Source organism: Alkaliphilus serpentinus, assembly GCF_009017255.1.
Classification (GTDB): Bacteria; Bacillota; Clostridia; order Peptostreptococcales; family Natronincolaceae; genus Alkaliphilus_D; species Alkaliphilus_D serpentinus.
The window spans coordinates 70,660-89,868 of record NZ_WBZB01000040.1 but is presented as its reverse complement, the minus strand read 5'-3'; the positions used below and the strand labels follow the sequence as shown (position 1 = coordinate 89,868).

Here is a 19,209-nt window from a genome sequence, read left to right as displayed (position 1 = left end):
TTGTATAAACCCCCATATTTGAAAATAAAATTCTATATGGGGGTGATTTTATGATAATTTCTATAGAGGTCTCTGACCATGAATTAAAAGAATTAGAAAAAAGAGCTAGAAACAAAGAAGTTACCTTGGATGAATATCTTCATATTAAGATATTTGAAGAGGATATGGCAAGGGAGGATATAAAAAGCTGGGTGATTAAGGAACTTAATGAAATAGTGAAAAAATTGAAAACAGACGAAATTCTTGAGGATAGAGAAGCCAGAAGAAAAAAACGTCTAATTATTTACTCCTATAGTAAATATACTTCTCCCTTATCCTCTAGGACTAAAGAGGCAATCATTAAATATCAAGAAAAAGGTTTTTTTCATGAAGACTTATTCTTTCTAATAGCTGATAAAAGAGAGATTGTGGGGTTCATTGGTATCAATAAGCAAGAGGAGGAATTGCCCTTTGGTAGATACCTTTATATTTATGCTTTAAAGCTCTTAAAAGACTATCATAACAGAGAAAATTTAGAGTATATCGGTGGTTTTATAGAAGCTGTAGCCAAGCAAGAAGAATATTATAGTATTGACATAACTCCTCAAAACTCTGATTTCAGTATGGAGGACCTTAGAAGTATGGGCTTTAGCAAACATACAACCTCTTGTTTTATAGAATTAAAGGAGAATCCCTTTCTAAAAAACTCGCAAAATATGGAGGATCTATTCCTGGAAAAGATTGTTATAGATGAGGAAAACTTATTAAAGCTTGGGAAAATCCCTATAGGAAGAAATCTTCCCTTTAAGCTGATGTTAAATGCTTGGTTTACATCAAAGGATTCTCAAGTATATAAAGCCAACATAACAATAAATGGAGAGATCATTGACGTACTATTCATTAAGGAGGAGAATAAAGAAGGAGCTATTAAATTGCTAGTATTGCTTGACCCTATTTATGCTTTCGATGATTTGATGGTTAAAGAGGTAATTCAGCAAATTCTAAATAAGCTAGTATCCCATAAAAAGAAAGTTCTTATAAAACTTCCCATCCCTTTGGAAACTCTTAAGTACTTTAAAGAGCAGGTTGCTGAGTTTGAGGTGGTCTATTGGTTTAGAAAACTGGTAACATAAATATTGAATGTTGAATGTTAAATCTTGAGTTCATGATGTTTCGATATATCGAAGGGGACTAATTTTAAAAAAAAGGGTGAAGCTTTGCTTCGCCCTTTAATTAATGATTAACAAAACAATTAAGATTAAATATAATGTTTGAACATGGCCGTGATACTGTTGAACTTCTTCAACTAGTCTTTTATTTTCTTCAGAAAGATGCTCTTTCTCTTGGGTTAATTGATCAATTTCTGATTTGATCTTATCTAAATAGGCAATATCACTTTGGAAGGCCTCATATTTTTGAAGTTGACTCTCTAAATTGTAAATCTGATTATTAGAGGATAAAAGTTCATGCTCCTTTGTCATTAATTGCTTATCAGTATGATTTAGCCTTTCTCTAAGTTCTTCTAGCTCACTCTTTAGATAATTAATCTCCATCTCCTTCTCCATATCTCTTACGCTGATTTGACTATTATCCACTTCGTCTTTTGCCTCAACCCCTTCCATCAGACCTTCGAGGGTCTCTTCTACACCTTCCTCCTGACGATGGAAATCCAGATCTTCTACCTCTTCAATCTTTGGAACAAAATTATGATTGTGTAGATACTTCATCATTATTATCACCTCCGAGACCTAAAAATTGAATTTGAGGATAGGTGCTTCCGTAGAGGACATCCCCAATAAACCCATTGGTAGGATTTAAAACTCTATATTTGTATCTTTTAAAGGGTTTCCCTTTACTTTCTGAAATCATAAAGGGGTTTGACCAGCTTTCTCCTAAATCCCTAGATGTGGAGGCTGCAAGGTTATTATATTGATACCAGATTACCTTCAAGGTATCATTATACAGCAATAAATAGGGGAAGGAGGCATTAAGTGGCTCTGATAATAGGGTAACCTTTGCCTTCGTATCCATCTCTGATCTTAAATCTTTTAGGCTGTATTTACAATGGGATATTTGCAAACGATCTTCTGTAAAATTACTCCATACCAATTGTAGATGATCCTCTCCATCAATTAGACCATCTAGATAAAGCTTTCTTATACCGGTGTTGGTCAGTTGAAGCATGAAAGTCATTTGATTATCTTCCAAAGAATAGGATTTGCAAAAAATCTCTTCAGAATCATTAACAAAATCTAGGTATAGTACATACACTATATTATTGTAATGGAAGATTTTAAAGGGATTAATGTATTTATTAAAGGTGGATTCCGTTACGATTTCTGCTTTTGTGACTTCCTCTTTAAGAACTAAATGAACCAACTGGCATTTCCTGTCACTTAACTGTTGATAAAAATAGATATCTATTAAAGAATCCCTTAGGTGAATTTTCGGATAGAAGAGGTTTATCCCTTTGACATTTTTTTGTAATACTACAGTTTTCTTAATTTGATTATTACTAATGTTATAATATTTTACTGAATGATCACTGCCGATTGTCACAACGTGTATATCATCATTAACGTCAATTTCTATATCGATGGCCATAACAGAAGAGGTGTTGAGGGTCTCTTGAGAGAGCCATTTCCTTTTTAATGAGTAAATGTAATTTAATCTTTGCTTATCATCGATAAAAAAATTGTAAATTTCCTCCTTAGTTGTTGTAACTAGATTTTCAATTCTCCCTATTAAAGGCAAGCTATCACATCCTATACATTTTTAGTAAAATATATGCATTTATCAAATAAAAATTACAGATAAGTAGCACCTATACAAAAGTATTTTCATATTTTACAGTAAGCGAGTAATTTATTTTTATTTTCATATTATGATAAAGGAGATGATACAATGTCAAAAAACCAACTTACCATTGAACAAATGTCAATTCAAGATACATGCTGTATTGCCCAAACCGGTTGCACCTTTGATGGTTGCTTAGATAAAGTTGTGGGAGAATGTATTTTTGTTGACAAGGTTTATGATTCAGTGACATTTAATTTACAGGGGCTTCAACCAGCGTCAAGGGTACCCTTTGGCTGCTTACCAGTGGCTAAATGTGGGCCCAAATCTAGGATTGTTAGAGTATTGGATATTAGAAGTAAAAAGTTCTTTAATCCCAATAACATTAATGATCCCAAAAACCTTACGATAACACCAAAGACTACATTATCAGGTGCTCAATTTGTAACAGATGAAAAGGGCTGCCCAGTGGTGGTTCCAGGGCCAGCAGGGCTATTGCAATACTTAATCTACACTGATACCAGTGAGTGCGATGAAATCGGTAGAGGAACTCCTATATTTGGTTCACAGGAAATCACCGTAAGAGGCGCTGTGCTTGTGGAAATCGATGTAGAATACCTAGACGCCAATGGAAACCCTCAGATAGCTACTTTAAGGGGTAAGGTTCCTATAAACCAGGTACTAACAAATTTCTTTGAGTTGTGTATGCCATCGGTATTTGATTCTTCATTCCTACCACAGTTTACAGAATTCTGTAATGCTTTGTTTATTACCCGCTTAGCTACACAAAGCATACAAAGAGACATACAATTTAACCCCGTAACAGGAGAAATATTTTTCAATCTAATTACAGCTCTATGCATTACTTGCGAGAAGAAAATTAAGGTTCCTGTTCAATTATGTGTATTAAGTACTGGTTTCTGTGAGCAAGAGCCTAGACAAAGACCTATATGTGGAGATGAGTTCCCACCATTATTCCCACCTCAGGTTAATGAACCATTTGTTTATATGAATCAAGAATAAATTTTAAGAATAGGCTGATGTGTATACATCAGCTATTTTTTTTTGAAAAAATATGCCTTACAATACAGATAAGAAAATCCTAAAAGGAAGTTGGAATCACCGAAAAAATCATCTATAATAAAACATATACTATGAGATGGAGGATGAAAGAATGAAGATCTTAGATTTTAGAAGCGATACCGTAACATTGCCTACTAAAGAAATGCTGGAAGCAATGACTCATGCAAAGCTAGGGGATGATGTATACGGAGATGATGAAACCATCAATAGATTAGAACTCCTAGCTGCAGAAAAGATCGGTAAGGAGGCAGCTTTATTTGTACCATCTGGGACTATGGGGAATTTAATTGCAGTTATGGCCCATACAACCCCGGGTCAGGAGATTATTCTTGAGGAAAGCTGTCATATCTATTTATATGAGGTAGCTGGTATAGCAAGATTAGCCGGAGTTCAGGCAAGGACCATCCCAGGAATTAATGGACTACCTCCATTGGAAGCCATTAAAAATGCCGTTAGACAGGAGAATATTCACTTTCCAGAAACGGGACTAATATCTTTAGAAAGTACCCATAATATGTCTGGGGGGATGACATTACCCCTGAAAGAAATGGCGTCTATATATCACTTCGCTAAGGAGAAGGGGATTCCAGTTCATTTAGATGGTGCAAGGTTGTTTAATGCAGCCAAGCATCTTCAGGTGGAAGCAAAGGAAATCACTCGCTATACTGATTCTGTCATGTTTTGTCTTTCTAAAGGCTTAAGTGCTCCTGTAGGAAGCATATTAGCAGGTACACAGGATTTTATCGTGAAGGCTAGAAAGCTAAGAAAAATGCTTGGTGGAGGTATGCGACAAGCTGGTGTAATTGCTGCAGCAGGCATTGTTGCCCTTGAGGGAATGGTAGATAGGCTTGCTGAGGACCACGTAAATGCCCTTCTTTTGGCTAAGGAATTGAACTCCATCAAGGGGGTATCAGTTGACTTAGAAAAGGTTCACTCCAATATTATCAATGTAGATTTTTATGAAACGGGTTTTAAAGCTCCTGGCTTAGCATCTAAAATGAAGGATAAGGGGCTGTTGGTCAATCCAAGAAATGATAGAGTTATCCGATTTGTAACCCATCGTGGAGTAGGGAAGGAAGAAGTGGCGTCAGCAGTAGAAGTGGTTAAGGAAATTTTAAAGGGATAGAATATAAGAACCCATTTTGGGTTCTTTATTCAGACTGTTGAAAAGCTATCATATTCTTTGTTGCTTCAAAAACCCAGCACTCTTGCGTATTTCAGTATACGCTGCAACCGCTGGGTTTCCTTGCGTCTCGACTCTAACAGTTTTTGAACAGTCTGGATAAAATATTTACTTAATCAAAGATAACCCATACTCTAAAAGATTGATCTGTATTTTAGGATATCCTTTCTAGCGTATAATTAAGATAAAAGTGATAGATAAAATTTAAGAATACCCTTGAAAATATTCACCCATATTGAAGGAAGGCATAATATGTACTATGTTAAAAACTAAAAATGGAAGAACTGCTAAAAAGTTCATCCATGTCATTATGGAGGTGGAGGATTGAAGGTAAAGGAAAGAATGTATATTGATGCAAGGCAGGAAAAGTTTAGCATAGGTGATGCAAAGAAGGTAACATATTCAATAAAAGGAGTTAATGACGACATCATTAAAGAAAAAATTACCACTGCAGTAGGACTACATGCAATCAAAATAGAGGTTATTCCCTCAACTGAAAAGGTTAATATAACATATTTTAAAAATGTCATTACTCCAACCTTTATTGACTACCTCTTTCAACTAAAGGGTATTGAGTTTACGAGGGAGAATGAACAATGATTTAAGGAAAATTAATCAATAAGGAGGATCAAAATTGTCAATTTATAAAAGAATTACAATGGAATTGGACAATTACACAAACTGGATGAGATTATCGGTAAAGGGGATGGATACTAAGGAGGACTATGATATCATAGCCCAAGAACTGTTAAAAGTTGAAGGGATCAAAGAGATTGCCCCCTATACTAACAAAATATTAAAGCTTAGATACATCAGTCATACCTTTAAAAGAGAAAAATTGTTGTATACTCTACGTAGATTAGGCTATGGTCTAAACCATCAGGAAAATTTACATGTCATTAAATCTTCTAATGAAAACAAAAAGGGTGGCTGATGCACCAATAACAAACATTAGGCAGGCTGCCTTAAAGTATAGGAGGAGATGAAGATGAGTTTATATAGAAGCAAATTATCGGAGTTAAGCTCTAAGCTAGAGGAGAGAATGATGCAATTTCAAGTACCACCAAAGTATAGTGAAATCATAAAAAGGGAAGAGCAGTATTATAAAAACCATTCTACTGTCTCCTTTAATATGATTATAACCAATTTACACACTCAGCAGGACCATGATACTATTGCTCAGCATCTCAGCAATATGAATGGAATTGTCGGGGTTAGTAATTTTCATCCCCAAAAGCTAACTGTTGCATATAATAAATATCAAATTGGTTTAGAGTCCATTGTTTATCATATTTCAAAGCTAGGATACAGATATGTAAATCGATTCTGAAAAAAGTGTTAAGGGCTAGTTGGCCTTAGAAAAAAGAAAATTAAATAATAGCAATTTAAAGTGTTTAACCTGTAACAAATATTCCAACAAATTAATAGAATAAAATAGAAGATACATTAGAAGAATTTTGAGATTTAAAAGTAAAAAAATAAAAGGAGGAAAAAAAGAAATGGCTGAAGTCGACAGAAAACAAATACCAAATCAGATTCAACCAGGTCAATGTCCCATTATAGATGGCGTGCCTGTGTGCCCACCCCCTGATAGAATTGAGTGTATAGTAGTAGATAAGGTATACGATAGCTGTTTCCAAATCGATGATAGAACTAGAAACGTAATAACCGACTCTGACGAATTTGGAACTGGCTTAGAGCAGGGGGATCCTATCATCTGTTCATTAGCAGATGATGCAGAAATTACTTGTACAGAAATAAGCCGTACACCTGTAGGTGATGGATTTTTTACAATCGTTTTATCAGTAAGTGTTCCAGTTACTTTAAGAAACCCAGAAGCAGCTAATAGAGAAGAGGACGAAATTGAAAGAATATTTACATTTAGTAAAACTGTAACCCTATGTGCACCTGCAGGAGTGAATGTTGATTGCAGTGAAAGTACATTATTATCCTGCAACTGCGTAGTAACCGATGTAGACGAGGAAGATGAAGATGAGTTAGATGAGGGAGATAGAGTGCTTGACTACACAATCTCCTGTGATATACAAGTTTGCTTAGTTGTAAAAACCATACTTAGAGTACAATTATTAGTACCTAGCTATGGCTTCTGTGTACCAGCTCCTTGTGTTACACTTCCAGGAGTTTGCCCTCCATTACCACCAGAGCAGTGCTTCTAGAAGAATCAATTTTTAGAGTCATCTAAGATGGCTCTTTTTTCTTTTTATTGAGGTTGGAAATAGGGAAATAATATTTTATAATAGAAGAATAAAGAAGCTATTAATTAGAAATAAGGTGAATATATGGATTTATTTGATATTGTAAAGGATAAACAACTGGATAACCAGAGCCCCTTGGCTGATAAAATGAGACCTAAAAAATTAAGTGATATTCTTGGACAAGATCATATTTTAGGGAAGGGAAAGTTTTTAAACAGATGTGTAGCAGCTAAGAGATTACCCTCAATTATCCTATATGGACCACCAGGGACAGGAAAAACCACTGTTGCCAAAGCCATCTCCCAGGAAATTGAAGGAGAGTTTTTTCAGTTAAATGCTGTTACTTCAGGAGTGAAGGAAATAAGGGATATCGTTGAAAAGGCAGAGGGGCTTTTGGGAATGTATCAGAAAAAGAGTATTCTCTTTATAGATGAGATTCATAGATTTTCTAAAAATCAACAGGACGCCTTGTTACCTCATGTGGAAAAGGGACTCATAACTCTGATTGGAGCTACCACAGAGAACCCCTACTTCCAAGTTAATGGTGCACTGCTATCAAGGACAACTGTTCTAAAGCTTGAATTATTACAGGAAGCTGATATTATTACTTTAATGAATAGGGCCTTAAAAGATCCGCAACATGGATTAGGAAGCTATGATGTTGAAATAACCGATGAAGCCATTGCGCATATAGCTGCTTATTCAGGAGGAGATGCTAGAAGGGCTTTAAATGCCCTAGAGATTGCTACTTTAAGTACTCCCTATAATCAAGAAATGAAAATCATCATTGATTTGTCCATTGCTGAGGAATCCATTCAAAAAAAGGGGGTTCAATATGATAAAAATGGGGATCAGCACTATGATGTGATTTCTGCCTTTATAAAGAGCATTCGGGGCAGCGATCCTGATGCAGCATTACATTATCTAGCAAAAATGATCTATAGTGGTGAGGATCCTGAGTTTATTGCCAGAAGACTAATCATTTCGGCTTCAGAGGATATTGGAAATGCAGACCCCCTTGCTTTACAGGTGGCTCTTTCTGCCCATAATGCCTTTATAATAATTGGGATGCGAGAAGGAAGAATCCCATTGGCTCAAGCAACAACCTATCTAGCCTCGGCGCCAAAGAGCAATTCCTCCTATAAAGGCCTTGATGAAGCTATAGAGGATGTTGGTAGAATAAATACCACTGTACCAAAGCATCTGAGAGATGCCAGCTATAGAGGGGGAAAGGAGATGGGCAATGGTATAGATTACTTGTATCCCCACAATTATGATCATAATTATGTTGAACAGCAATATTTACCCCAAGAAATAATCAATCATAAATACTACTTGCCCACTGAGAATGGATATGAAAAAAAGATTAAAAAATATTTAGAAGAGATTCACAAATAAATCAAAAGCCCTAGTAGAGTATAATCTATAAGGGCTTTTTGTTTAGAGGTGTAGGTAGTTCTCCAAGGAACTCTTTATCTTATACATCATATAGTACTAGTAAGGAAGATCAAAAGGAGGAGGTAAAGAATGAGGGATATACCAAATAAAAACTATTACATTGCGGTATTCGAATCAAGAAATCATGCATTACATCTATATCAGCACCTAAACAATAAAAAACTCTATCATTATGATTTAGTGCCAACACCTTGTGTAATTAAGGCGGGTTGTAGCTATTCAATTAAATTTTTAAATTTTGACGATTATTATACCTTGGAAAGGGAAGCCACGCTTATCCATAAAAAAATTGCCTCTTTATACCAGATTGAAAGCATCAACGGTAGGAGACAAATTAGTAAAATTCAAATAAATGAATAATTATTTAAATATATTTTTAAATTTATTGACGATTCCATAATGATCACCATAGACATCTATAAGTGTTTCTTCCAGCTCCAATGTGTTTTTCTTAACACCAATTAATTTTTCCTCAATAAGAAATAACTTTTTCTGATAATCCTCTAATTCACAATGGAGATGAAGCTGTTCATCCTCTAAACTCTGAATTCTTGTTATTAAGTTGGATATTTTATCCATAAACTCATCAAAGGTAGCTTTAGAGTCAATTATGTCAAAGGATTCATGACTTTTTGCCTCTGATAGCTGCCTTGATTTTTCAAATTTTTCTACTTCATCTGCGATTTTATCTATATAATGCTGCACCTCTTCAATAAGCTTATATAAATTATCATCCATTTCTACTTTAAGATTTGACTCTGCTTTGCTATCCTGGGGGATCTCCATGGGTGTAGCCAGAACCTCTATATCTGTAATTCTTTCTCCTAATCTCTCTTCGATATGATCTCCAGAATGGATAGCATCTTCATCCAACTCCTTATTTTCTTTATCAAGGTTGATCCCAATAATCCTAACCTGTTGATCAATTTCACCATAAAGCTTTGATATATTATAGTTAACCTTATCTTCATTTGTGATATACTTCATTAGTAATGGATTCTGTATTACATATCCCTTCTCTTTAGAAGGTGAACTCCAGCTTAATCCATAATCGTCAGAGACAATTTCACTAATAACCGATCCTTGCTTACATAGGGTTACCATTTTATCACCTATTTGAATAATAATTGGGGATACACAATTGTTTTTTTTCTCGGATATGGTCTTGATCTCAGACCAGCTATTTCTTCTTTTGGATACTTCACTTTTTCTTCTATGTTTGATGGTAAAGTCATTTCCTTCTATTGTTGACCAAACCATGTGTAGATGTCCCATGGTATCAATATGAATATGGGGATGACAATTATCCTCTGTGAGGTTAGACACAAGTTCGCAGCTACTCCATCTATTGCTGTCTGCATTATAGAACTTATAAAACAATTGGTTATTTTCCATGTGAAAAGCCTTATATAATAAATGTAGATTATGAGCATCATCAATAGAAACCTGAAAGGGACTATGTAAATCTAAGGATAGATAACTTGTAATGGTAGATTTATTTATTGACTCATCATTCCAATAGATATGCTCAATGGTAGTTACTCTAGTATTGACTAGGTTAGATTTATTGAAGAGTATATGGGTATATTTATTTGAAGCAATTAAAAGCAAATTTCCAAACCTATTGGATTTTATATCCAGCCTTGAGATGGTCTTTTTAATCCACTTTTTATCCTTGTACAAATAGTAATCCATCAATCCATTTGTTGTGATACAGGTTAAAAGCATATGATCCCTACTATTTAGAGAAACAGAAAAATCTAATATTAAATCTCGACCAACCCTTTCATTTCCAATCAAAAGATTATTTTCATCGAAGATGTTGTAACAGATCCCACCATCACCGGATAGATAAAAATGGTAGCTTAATTGATCTTTAGTTTTGATAATAGTATGCTGAGAAGCTGGAAATAGCATCTTTTTCCCATCCTTTATTCAAAATTATAGCTATTTATCAGACTATACTTCATATTATGAATAAGCTATAGATTTTATTAATAAATTTAAAAGAAATCTATTGAGGCTAGATTTATCAAGGAACTTGAAATTAATATAGAAAATGAAAGAAAAACATTAACACATTGTGCATTAGAACATATATTAATAATATGTAGCAATAAGCAAGGATTTGTATAGAGAGGAGAATAGTAGATGGTAACAGATTATGATCCTTCTAAATTTCAAGCTACCTATAATAAAAGTGAAACATTCCTTCCTGATTTAAAGGCTGAATGTATCATTGGACATAAGGTTTTTGCCCATTATCAGCAGAATAGACTAGAGGAAACAATTATTGAGCTTCCAGATGAAGGCACCTTTGAATTTTCCAATATTAAATTTAGTAATGGAAATATAAAGCCTGCCTCATTAATTATTTCAAATTTAAGCAATAGGCCAAATTTCAAAAGGGTACAGCTTAGTATAACCATTTCCTATAAGCTGGAGGTAAAACAGAAGGAAAATGGTGAAGCAATTTTGATCAATGGAAAATTACCCATTCTACATAAAGATATGGTCATGTTTATCCCAGAAGCCAATGACGAATTTACATATGATATTGCTGTAGACACCACTTCTCGTCTAATGGCTGAACCGATAATAGAAGATACTCAATTAAAATTTCTATCAGCTATATTAATAATCTTTAAGGTTGTTGGAAGGATACAACTTTTAATACCAGTCTTTGATTTTTGTCCAGAGCCTTTAGAGTGCGAAGAGTTTATACCAAGTTAATCAGAGGGGAGATTAATGAATAACAAAAGGATATAAAGCATAAAAACTGCCAATGGCAGTTTTTATACTATAATACTTTATTTACTTATGAACATTTGAGTGTAGTATCCATTATGAATCCCTATTCCTATATGAGTAAATCCTGGATTAAGGATGTTCTTTCTATGCCCTTCAGAATTCATTAATCCGATATGGGCAGATTCAACACTGCTATGCATAGCAAGGTTCTCGCCTGCACTTTTATAATTGATACCAAAGGCACGCATCATATCAAATGGTGACCCATAGGTTGGCGATTTATGTGAGAAATATTTGTTATCGTGCATGTCTTTAGATTTCACCCTAGCAACAGAGGCTAAGTCAACATCAATTTGTAATGGTGCTACTCCTGCTTTCGTTCTTTCAGCATTGACCATCTCAACCATTCTAATTTCATCCGCTGTTAATGCATGCTTGCCATTTTCCGTAACAGGCTTTGGAGCAGGTGCTGGTGCAGGCTCAGGCTTTGGAGCCGGTGCTGGAGCCGGTGCTGGTGCAGGCTCAGGCTTTGGAGCCGGTGCTGGAGCAGGTGCTGGCTCAGGCTTTGGTGCCGGTGCTGGAGCAGGCTCAGGCTTTGGAGCTGGGGCTGGAGCTGCTTCAGGTGTAGCCACAGGAGCTTTGGTAGCTGGATTAGTAGCTACTGGTTTCCTTGTGAAGTATCTTTTTACGAAAGTAAAATTAGAACCATTTTGAGTGAAGTTCACAAATCTAACATTTAATCCTTGAGTTAGATTACTCATAACATTTGTATTAAAAGGGATTACTCTCGTTTGATAGTTTACAGTATAAGCACTAGCTGTTGGTGTAGCTGAGAAAAATAACAAAGCCACCAATGCTGGAACTACTATTTTCTTATTCACCTTATTTAATGTCATATATATCTCCTCCATTTCTTTAGGCTTGATTATTATGTTACAGGATTGTAACATTGATATCAATCCACAATAAATGGTATATAAAAAAAATAAAGGTAGGGCTGGAATTTTAGTGGAGAATAATTGTTAAAAAGCATAATCAAATTTATAAAATAATATATTCTACTTATATAAACAAAAAAGAGATGATTTACTCATATAGAATAAAGGGGAAGGGGTTATGCTATGAGTATATGTGTTTTAGGTGGTACAGGATTGTTAGGTCACGAGATGAAGAAGTTGTTATATGATAAAAAAGCTTATTTTTTAGGACGAAAAGATGTAGATATCACAGAAATAGATAAATTATATCAGATACTCTCTGATATGAAACCGAAGATCATTATTCATGCTGCTGCCTATACAGATATTGATCACTGTGAAAGTAGAAAAGAGCATGCCATAAGGGTTAATGCTACAGGAACAGCCAATGTTGCTAAGCTGGCAGCTGACCTTAATGCAAAGCTTCTCTATGTAAGCTCAGACCATGTTTTTGATGGTCTGAAAGGTAGCCCCTATAATATTGAAGACAAACCGAATCCTATTAATGTCTATGGGTTGTCCAAATACTTAGGAGAACAGGAAGTTGAAAAATTAATGGATAAATATTTCATCGTTAGAACTGCAGGCTTATATGGTGATTATGGTAAAAGTCTGGTGAAGGCATTATTAAACCTAACAAAGTCCAATAGTCTTATTAACGCTATAGAGGATCAAAGGGCCTCAACTACTTATGGGTTCCATTTAGCTGAGGCCATTCTTAAGCTTATGGATGGAGAAAGCTATGGTAAGTATCACTTCGTTAACGAAGGTAGCTGCAGTTGGTTTGAATTTGCTCAGGAAATATGTAGGCTGAAGGGAATAAATGCTAAGGTTTACCCCATAAAATCTAGTCAGTTAATAGGGAAGGCAAAAAAACCTAAAAATTCCATCTTATGTAATAGCAGCTCTATTAAATTAAAGCATTGGAAGGATGCCCTTGATGAATATCTCTATTCAATAGAATATAGGTATCATGAGGTTACAATATAAGCAAAAGAAAATTGTTAATTATAAACAAATATATGTAAACCATAGAAATAGCTGAAGTCATGAAAAAACCAAATATATCCTTTGGACATTACTTTTTATGTAAAGTATAATGATTATAAATTTTCACACTATACAATAAAAAGTAAGGAGAGGAAAAGCTATGAAAAAGATTCTCAAAAATGCTTGCATATTTGGTGTTGCTTCAATATTTCTTCTACAAAGTACAACAGTTGCTTATGGGTCGTGGGGCTTAGCAAGATTAAAACAACAACAGCCACCACAAAATACTAACCAACAAACCACTAACCAACAAACCACTTCATATCCTCAGTCCTCCAACATAATTGTGCCATCTTCCAATACCAATAATTCTACTGCAAATTATATACTTAGTTTAAGAAATCAGCGAAGATATCCTAGTGTAACCAATAGCTCCAACACTACATCTACAGCTAATAGCAATACCAATACCACTACTAATACCACTACTAATACCAATACCACTACTAATACCACTACTAATACCAATACCAATACCAATACTGATGCTAATAACAATACTACTGCTCCGACTAAATCTACAGAAAACACCAATACACAACATACAAGTCAAGAAGAGGAAATGTTATTACTTATTAATAATGAAAGACAAGCAAAGGGACTTAAACCCCTTCAATGGCATTCAAATCTTGCAGGAGTGGCTGATCTAAAGACCAAGGATATGATAGCCAATAATTACTTCAGTCATACATCCCCTACCTATGGAGGTTTTTATTCTATGGTTAGGAATCAAGGAATATCTTATTCTCAGATAGGCGAGAATCTGGCTAAGGCAAGGGATGTAAAAAAAGCTCATGCTCTATTAATGGCAAGTGAAGGTCATCGAAACAACATCCTTAGTTCAAACTTTACCCATATTGGAATTGGCATTTCCCATGATGGTTATGGAGTAGTTGTAACTCAATTATTTATTAAATAGAATTCGTTAAAGGTGGATGAACATCTACTGTTAAATATTTTTATCGGAGCCCTTTATAAAAGGGTTCTTTTTTTATAGGTTTTTTTCCAAAGAAACACACACTTTTTATTAAAAGGCATAGTATAGTATTATACAATTTTTATTAATAAGGTGGGATAGAGCGTCATGGGTCGATTAATATGGAATAACAAAACAATTTTAGAGTTCGAAAAGAATAAATTAGAAACCATGATTTCATATTGTAGATTGTTGGGAACTAGTAGCGTAATTGATAATGAAAATATTATAATATATCCAGCTTTATATGATCGAATCATCATCTTAAAGGATTTGTCTCAGGATCATTTTACAGCTAGTCTAATGGATATGATGGAAGGGGACCTCTTAAAGGAGGGAGCTGTTGTAATTACAGGTGAAGGCTGTATTTCAAATTCATCCCTTCAATATATTGATCCTCAGTTACTAGTAGCCTTTAATCTTGTGGAAGATGAATCCTGTTTAAAAATCTATTTTCCCTCAGAAGAGGCAAAGGAACATTTGGTGGTTACAAAACATTTATTAAGAAGGCTGTCGGCTTTGAAGCTACCATATAAAATTGCTAGTAAATGGAGTAAAATAACCAATAGTAGATATTGGACATATCTTTACGGTAAAAAAATTCCTTCTATTATAATAGAAATACCCACTTCTATCATTACGGATGAACTTAAAGAACTTCTAAAAAACAGTTTTGTAAAGGCTATTATCGATGCTATGGGCAAAAAAAACAATAAAGAAGAAGAGGAAAAAGCGATAGAGTTATTACATAACCTACCTAGTAGGATAAAAGGAATGCTTTTGATGGAAGAAGAGGAATTAGAGGATATTTATATTAAGCTAGAAGATTGCAAGAAGGAGTTAAATGACTTAAAAAAAATTCAATCTGCTGAATCGATTATAAAGAAGGAAAAAATAGATGTAACATCAATAAGTCAAGAGTTTGAAGAAGATATTGAAAAAGATATTGAAGAAGATATTGAAGAAGTGGATGTATCTTTAGTTGAAACGATAGATGAAAGTGAATCATTAGAAGAAGAAAACACAGTAGATAAAGACATAGATGATACTCCTTCCACTATAGAAAAAGGTATTAAAAAAGATCAGGCAAGTAAAAAAAGAAAGAGAAGAAGAAAAATGAAGGCTATGTATCTACCAGCAAGTACAAGTAAATCCGAAAGAAATTCATATAATTATCATGTTCCTTATCCATTGAAGATACCAGGTGATATGCCGGTTTATCAATTTAAAAGACCAACACCTCAAAATGGGAGACCTCAGTTACCTCCCAATTTAAATCCTACTCAATCACCAAGGCCTACAAAGCCAAGGGAATCTACAAAGAAGCATGAGGCCTCTACAGAGAAAATCGTTAAGGATATTAAAGAGCTAAATTCAGTCTTATCACAAATCAAAACCTACACTGGGAAGGATCGAGTAAAGGATAATAAAGATCAATAGATCAGAGAATGTATAGAGACGGAAATGTTGGGATGAAAAGCCCAACATTTTTTTATGTGAATACAACATAGTTTATAAGTTTTTCTTGAGGGTATTTAATCATAGAAAGTTGGTTTGAAAAGTTGATAAAATTTAACATTTGTGAATCTTGACAAGAGCACTAGGGTATAATATACTAAGGATGAATTCCAATCATTTTACTTGGAATTAAAGGAGTGAATAAGAGAATGAAGCTTTCAACAAAAGGGAGATATGGGCTTAAAGCTATGTATGATTTAGCTATACATTTTGGAGATGGTCCAATAGCATTAAAAAACATAGCTGAGAGGCAACGTATATCTGATCATTATCTTGAGCAGCTTGTTGCAACCTTAAGAAAGGCTGGTTTAGTAAAAAGTGTTAGGGGAGCTCAGGGAGGCTATATGTTAGCCAATGAACCCAAGGATATAACCGTAGGGGATATTATAAGAACCCTAGAAGGCCCATTAGGTCCCTCCGAATGCGTTCTTGAAGATGATCCGACTATGTGCCATAATGCTGATTGCTGTGTTACAAGGATAGTATGGGAAAAAATTAGAATTAGTATCAGCGATGTAATAGATTCTATAACCCTACAGGACATGGTTGATGATTATTATAAAATTAAGAACAAGGGAAATTATATGTATTATATCTAGTTACTGTAATACGTCAAAACACAAGATTCTGAGGAGAGGATTAGATGAAAAAAAGAGTTTATTTAGATTATTCAGCAACAACTCCAATGAAACAAGAAGTACTTAATGCTATGCTTCCACATTTTAATGTCCAATTTGGAAATCCATCCAGTATTCATTGCTTTGGTAGAGAAAATAAGGCTGTAATAGACCAAGCAAGACAAATTATCGCCAAAACCATCAATGCTTCGGCAGATGAAGTGTTTTTCACTGGTGGAGGCTCAGAATCAGATAATTGGGCCATCAAAGGGGTTGTCAGCGCTCTGAAGGGTAAGGGTAAGCATATCATAACCTCAAAGATCGAACATCATGCAGTGTTACATACCTGCGAATTTCTAGAAAAAGAAGGCTTCGAGGTAACCTTTGTAGATGTAGATGAGTTTGGTATAGTGGATTTAAACCAATTGCAAAGGTCCATTCGTCCAGATACCATATTAATCACCATTATGTATGCTAATAATGAAATTGGTACAATTCAACCCATTAAGGAAATAGGTGAACTGGCTAAGAAGCATAATATAACCTTTCATGTTGATGCAGTTCAGGCCTATGGTAATGTAAGAATAGATGTACAGGAGCTAAAAATTGACTTATTATCTTTATCTGCTCACAAGGTTTATGGACCAAAGGGTATAGGTCTTTTATATATTAAAAAGGGAACAAAAATTATACAGTTGATTCATGGTGGTGCCCAAGAGAAAAGACGAAGGGCAGGAACAGAGAATGTTCCAGCTATTGTGGGCTTTGGTAAAGCAGCAGAACTAGCTTATCAAGACCTAGAAGGTCATGTAAAGCATTTGACATTTTTAAGGGATAAGCTAATCAATGGTCTATTGGAGAAAATTCCATATAGCCGATTAAATGGTCATCCTACTAAAAGATTACCAGGCAATGCAAATATCTCTATTGAATATATAGAAGGTGAAGCCTTACTCCTTAGCTTAGATATGGTGGGTATTGCTTGTTCCAGTGGATCAGCTTGCACATCGGGCTCCCTAGATCCTTCTCATGTCTTAATGGCCATTGGTTTATCCCATGAGGTAGCCCATGGTTCTTTAAGATTTACAATCGGAGATTTTACGTCAGAAGAGGATGTTGATTATGTTTTAAAGGAGCTGCCAATAATTGTTGAAAGACTAAGGCAAATGTCTCCACTTTATGAGAAGGTAAAAGGAGGAAATTAAAATGTATAGTGAAAAGGTAATGGAGCATTTTATGAATCCAAGGAATGTTGGAGAGATTGAAAATGCCGATGGTGTTGGTCAGGTTGGCAACCCAAAATGTGGCGATATTATGAAGATGTACCTAAAGATAGAGGATGGAATAATCGTAGATGTTAAGTTTAAAACCTTTGGTTGTGGTTCAGCTATTGCCACCTCCAGCATGGCTACAGAAATGATTATGGGTAAAACGATAGATGAAGCTCTAAGCTTAACCAACAGAGCAGTAGCTGATGCTCTGGATGGATTACCTCCTGTAAAGATGCATTGCTCAGTTTTAGCAGAACAAGCTGTAAAATCAGCCATTTATGATTATGCACAAAAAAATAATTTGCAATTTGATGGATTAGAGGGTTTTGATCCCAATGAAGACCATGATCATCATCATGAGGAGCATGAAGATTAAAAAAAGAATTATGTAACTTAAAATGCAGGGATTACCTGCATTTTTTTATTTCATAGGCAAAAAATAATAAGAAAAGAAGAGGGGTTAATATGATTAAAGAATCTGACTTAAAGAACAAACCTCTTTACATTGGAAATTCATTAACAGATTATATAGTTGAGGATATTATTTATTCTACTGAAGACTTTAAACTTCTTGGGATGAAAATAAATTCAATTAAACATAAGTCTCAAAAACCTTTGGTAATTCCCTTTAAGAAAATTAAGAGCTTAACTATGGATGGAATAGCCATTGATTCCTATAAGGATATAATATTCTATGATCAAATACCCGAAATAGAGAAGTCAATAAAAAATCATACTCAAATAGTTGGAATTGACGTATATTCAAATAATCAACATCTTGTGGGAACTATTGTTGACTCAGTAATTGATAATAAAAATGGTAGAATTAAAGGATTTCTAATGAGTGAAGGGGTTTTAACTGATCTAATGGATGGTTACTGCCTAATACCTTCTAATTCAATATTTGAAATTATCGATGGTCCTTTAACGTTAAATCAAAGTTTAGAAAATATCATTACTGATAGACAAGGTGGTTTGAAAAAATTGCTTGGAATAGATTTGTACTAATTGCAAAAAATAATTACGAATATCTAAAGGAGCTGATAAAAATGAACAGATCAATGATGATGGGCTTGTTAACTGGAAGCATCCTGGGTGCTACTATGGGTATGTATGCAGTTAGGAACATGAGTTCAAGAGAAAGAAAGAAGGCAATGAAGCAAACCAGAAAGCTTTTATCTAGAGCTACAAATGTTATGGGTATGTTTTAATAGAGCAGCTTACAGCTGCTTTTTTATTGTTTTCTTCTATCTAAAATAAATTTATATATAGAAAAAAATTTATTTTATAATACTAGACAAATAGATTGGATAAATATATATTTAGAATGAGGG

At 34.5% G+C, this 19,209-nt stretch carries 22 protein-coding genes; 18 read left to right on the top strand and 4 right to left on the bottom strand.

What is annotated here, in order from left to right; all coding sequences use genetic code 11:
- Positions 1 to 50: 50 nt before the first annotated feature.
- Positions 51 to 1,112 carry a hypothetical protein gene (locus tag F8153_RS11700; RefSeq protein WP_151866541.1) on the top strand — a complete coding sequence of 354 codons (1,062 nt, stop codon included), beginning with the start codon at positions 51 to 53 and terminating at the stop codon, positions 1,110 to 1,112.
- 96 nt (positions 1,113 to 1,208) lie between these two features.
- Here F8153_RS11700 and F8153_RS11695 read toward each other — a convergent pair whose 3' ends face one another.
- Entirely contained in the window at positions 1,209 to 1,709 is a 501-nt protein-coding gene (locus tag F8153_RS11695; protein ID WP_151866540.1) for a hypothetical protein, read from the bottom strand.
- Complete coding sequence (locus tag F8153_RS11690) at positions 1,684 to 2,733, bottom strand: hypothetical protein (protein WP_151866539.1); 1,050 nt, start codon at positions 2,731 to 2,733, stop codon at positions 1,684 to 1,686. The genes F8153_RS11695 and F8153_RS11690 overlap by 26 nt, the downstream gene beginning before the upstream one ends.
- 150 nt (positions 2,734 to 2,883) lie before the next feature.
- Here F8153_RS11690 and F8153_RS11685 point away from each other — a divergent pair, with 150 nt between their 5' ends.
- The 8 genes from F8153_RS11685 to F8153_RS11650 all read left to right on the top strand — a co-directional run bounded on the left by F8153_RS11685 (position 2,884) and on the right by F8153_RS11650 (position 9,075).
- The gene (locus F8153_RS11685; RefSeq protein ID WP_192929786.1) at positions 2,884 to 3,798 is read left to right on the top strand and encodes a hypothetical protein; all 915 of its coding nucleotides are present in this window, start codon (positions 2,884 to 2,886) and stop codon (positions 3,796 to 3,798) included.
- A 151-nt stretch (positions 3,799 to 3,949) separates the two neighbouring features.
- Entirely contained in the window at positions 3,950 to 4,984 is a 1,035-nt protein-coding gene (gene ltaE / locus F8153_RS11680; protein WP_151866538.1) for a low-specificity L-threonine aldolase, read from the top strand.
- Between the two features lie 381 nt (positions 4,985 to 5,365).
- On the top strand, positions 5,366 to 5,641 hold the full coding sequence (locus F8153_RS11675; RefSeq protein WP_151866537.1) for a hypothetical protein: 276 nt from the start codon (positions 5,366 to 5,368) through the stop codon (positions 5,639 to 5,641).
- Positions 5,642 to 5,675: 34 nt separating this feature from the next.
- Entirely contained in the window at positions 5,676 to 5,975 is a 300-nt protein-coding gene (locus F8153_RS11670) for a hypothetical protein (protein WP_151866536.1), read from the top strand.
- Between the two features lie 54 nt (positions 5,976 to 6,029).
- Positions 6,030 to 6,371, top strand: a complete 342-nt coding sequence (locus F8153_RS11665) for a hypothetical protein (protein ID WP_151866535.1) — start codon at positions 6,030 to 6,032, stop codon at positions 6,369 to 6,371.
- 169 nt (positions 6,372 to 6,540) lie between these two features.
- Positions 6,541 to 7,218: a hypothetical protein gene (locus F8153_RS11660; protein WP_151866534.1), complete on the top strand. Its 678-nt coding sequence runs from the start codon at positions 6,541 to 6,543 to the stop codon at positions 7,216 to 7,218.
- Positions 7,219 to 7,341: 123 nt separating this feature from the next.
- On the top strand, positions 7,342 to 8,655 hold the full coding sequence (locus tag F8153_RS11655; RefSeq protein ID WP_151866533.1) for a replication-associated recombination protein A: 1,314 nt from the start codon (positions 7,342 to 7,344) through the stop codon (positions 8,653 to 8,655).
- Positions 8,656 to 8,784: 129 nt separating this feature from the next.
- Positions 8,785 to 9,075, top strand: coding sequence for a DUF3343 domain-containing protein (locus F8153_RS11650; protein ID WP_151866532.1), 291 nt, complete (start codon positions 8,785 to 8,787; stop codon positions 9,073 to 9,075).
- Here the strand turns inward: F8153_RS11650 and F8153_RS11645 are convergent, their stop codons facing one another.
- Entirely contained in the window at positions 9,076 to 10,632 is a 1,557-nt protein-coding gene (locus F8153_RS11645; RefSeq protein ID WP_151866531.1) for a hypothetical protein, read from the bottom strand. It lies immediately after the preceding gene.
- 234 nt (positions 10,633 to 10,866) lie between these two features.
- On the opposite strand from F8153_RS11645, the gene F8153_RS11640 reads away from it, so the two are divergent.
- Complete coding sequence (locus tag F8153_RS11640) at positions 10,867 to 11,448, top strand: hypothetical protein (protein ID WP_151866530.1); 582 nt, start codon at positions 10,867 to 10,869, stop codon at positions 11,446 to 11,448.
- 77 nt (positions 11,449 to 11,525) lie between these two features.
- Here the strand turns inward: F8153_RS11640 and F8153_RS11635 are convergent, their stop codons facing one another.
- Entirely contained in the window at positions 11,526 to 12,362 is an 837-nt protein-coding gene (locus F8153_RS11635; RefSeq protein WP_243136965.1) for a CAP domain-containing protein, read from the bottom strand.
- A 225-nt stretch (positions 12,363 to 12,587) separates the two neighbouring features.
- Here F8153_RS11635 and rfbD point away from each other — a divergent pair, with 225 nt between their 5' ends.
- The 8 genes from rfbD to F8153_RS16150 all read left to right on the top strand — a co-directional run bounded on the left by rfbD (position 12,588) and on the right by F8153_RS16150 (position 19,086).
- Positions 12,588 to 13,433, top strand: coding sequence for a dTDP-4-dehydrorhamnose reductase (gene rfbD / locus F8153_RS11630; RefSeq protein ID WP_151866529.1), 846 nt, complete (start codon positions 12,588 to 12,590; stop codon positions 13,431 to 13,433).
- A 160-nt stretch (positions 13,434 to 13,593) separates the two neighbouring features.
- On the top strand, positions 13,594 to 14,412 hold the full coding sequence (locus tag F8153_RS16155) for a CAP domain-containing protein (RefSeq protein WP_192929785.1): 819 nt from the start codon (positions 13,594 to 13,596) through the stop codon (positions 14,410 to 14,412).
- A gap of 165 nt (positions 14,413 to 14,577) precedes the next feature.
- The gene (locus tag F8153_RS11615) at positions 14,578 to 15,909 is read left to right on the top strand and encodes a hypothetical protein (protein WP_151866526.1); all 1,332 of its coding nucleotides are present in this window, start codon (positions 14,578 to 14,580) and stop codon (positions 15,907 to 15,909) included.
- Positions 15,910 to 16,136: 227 nt separating this feature from the next.
- Complete coding sequence (locus F8153_RS11610; protein ID WP_151866525.1) at positions 16,137 to 16,586, top strand: RrF2 family transcriptional regulator; 450 nt, start codon at positions 16,137 to 16,139, stop codon at positions 16,584 to 16,586.
- Positions 16,587 to 16,630: 44 nt separating this feature from the next.
- On the top strand, positions 16,631 to 17,809 hold the full coding sequence (gene nifS / locus F8153_RS11605; RefSeq protein ID WP_151866524.1) for a cysteine desulfurase NifS: 1,179 nt from the start codon (positions 16,631 to 16,633) through the stop codon (positions 17,807 to 17,809).
- Position 17,810: 1 nt separating this feature from the next.
- Positions 17,811 to 18,251, top strand: coding sequence for a Fe-S cluster assembly scaffold protein NifU (gene nifU / locus F8153_RS11600; protein ID WP_151866523.1), 441 nt, complete (start codon positions 17,811 to 17,813; stop codon positions 18,249 to 18,251).
- A gap of 89 nt (positions 18,252 to 18,340) precedes the next feature.
- A complete protein-coding gene (locus F8153_RS11595) occupies positions 18,341 to 18,883 on the top strand; it encodes a PRC-barrel domain-containing protein (RefSeq protein WP_151866522.1) in 543 nt (180 codons plus the stop codon).
- 41 nt (positions 18,884 to 18,924) lie between these two features.
- Positions 18,925 to 19,086: a hypothetical protein gene (locus tag F8153_RS16150; protein WP_192929784.1), complete on the top strand. Its 162-nt coding sequence runs from the start codon at positions 18,925 to 18,927 to the stop codon at positions 19,084 to 19,086.
- Positions 19,087 to 19,209 lie beyond the last annotated feature (123 nt).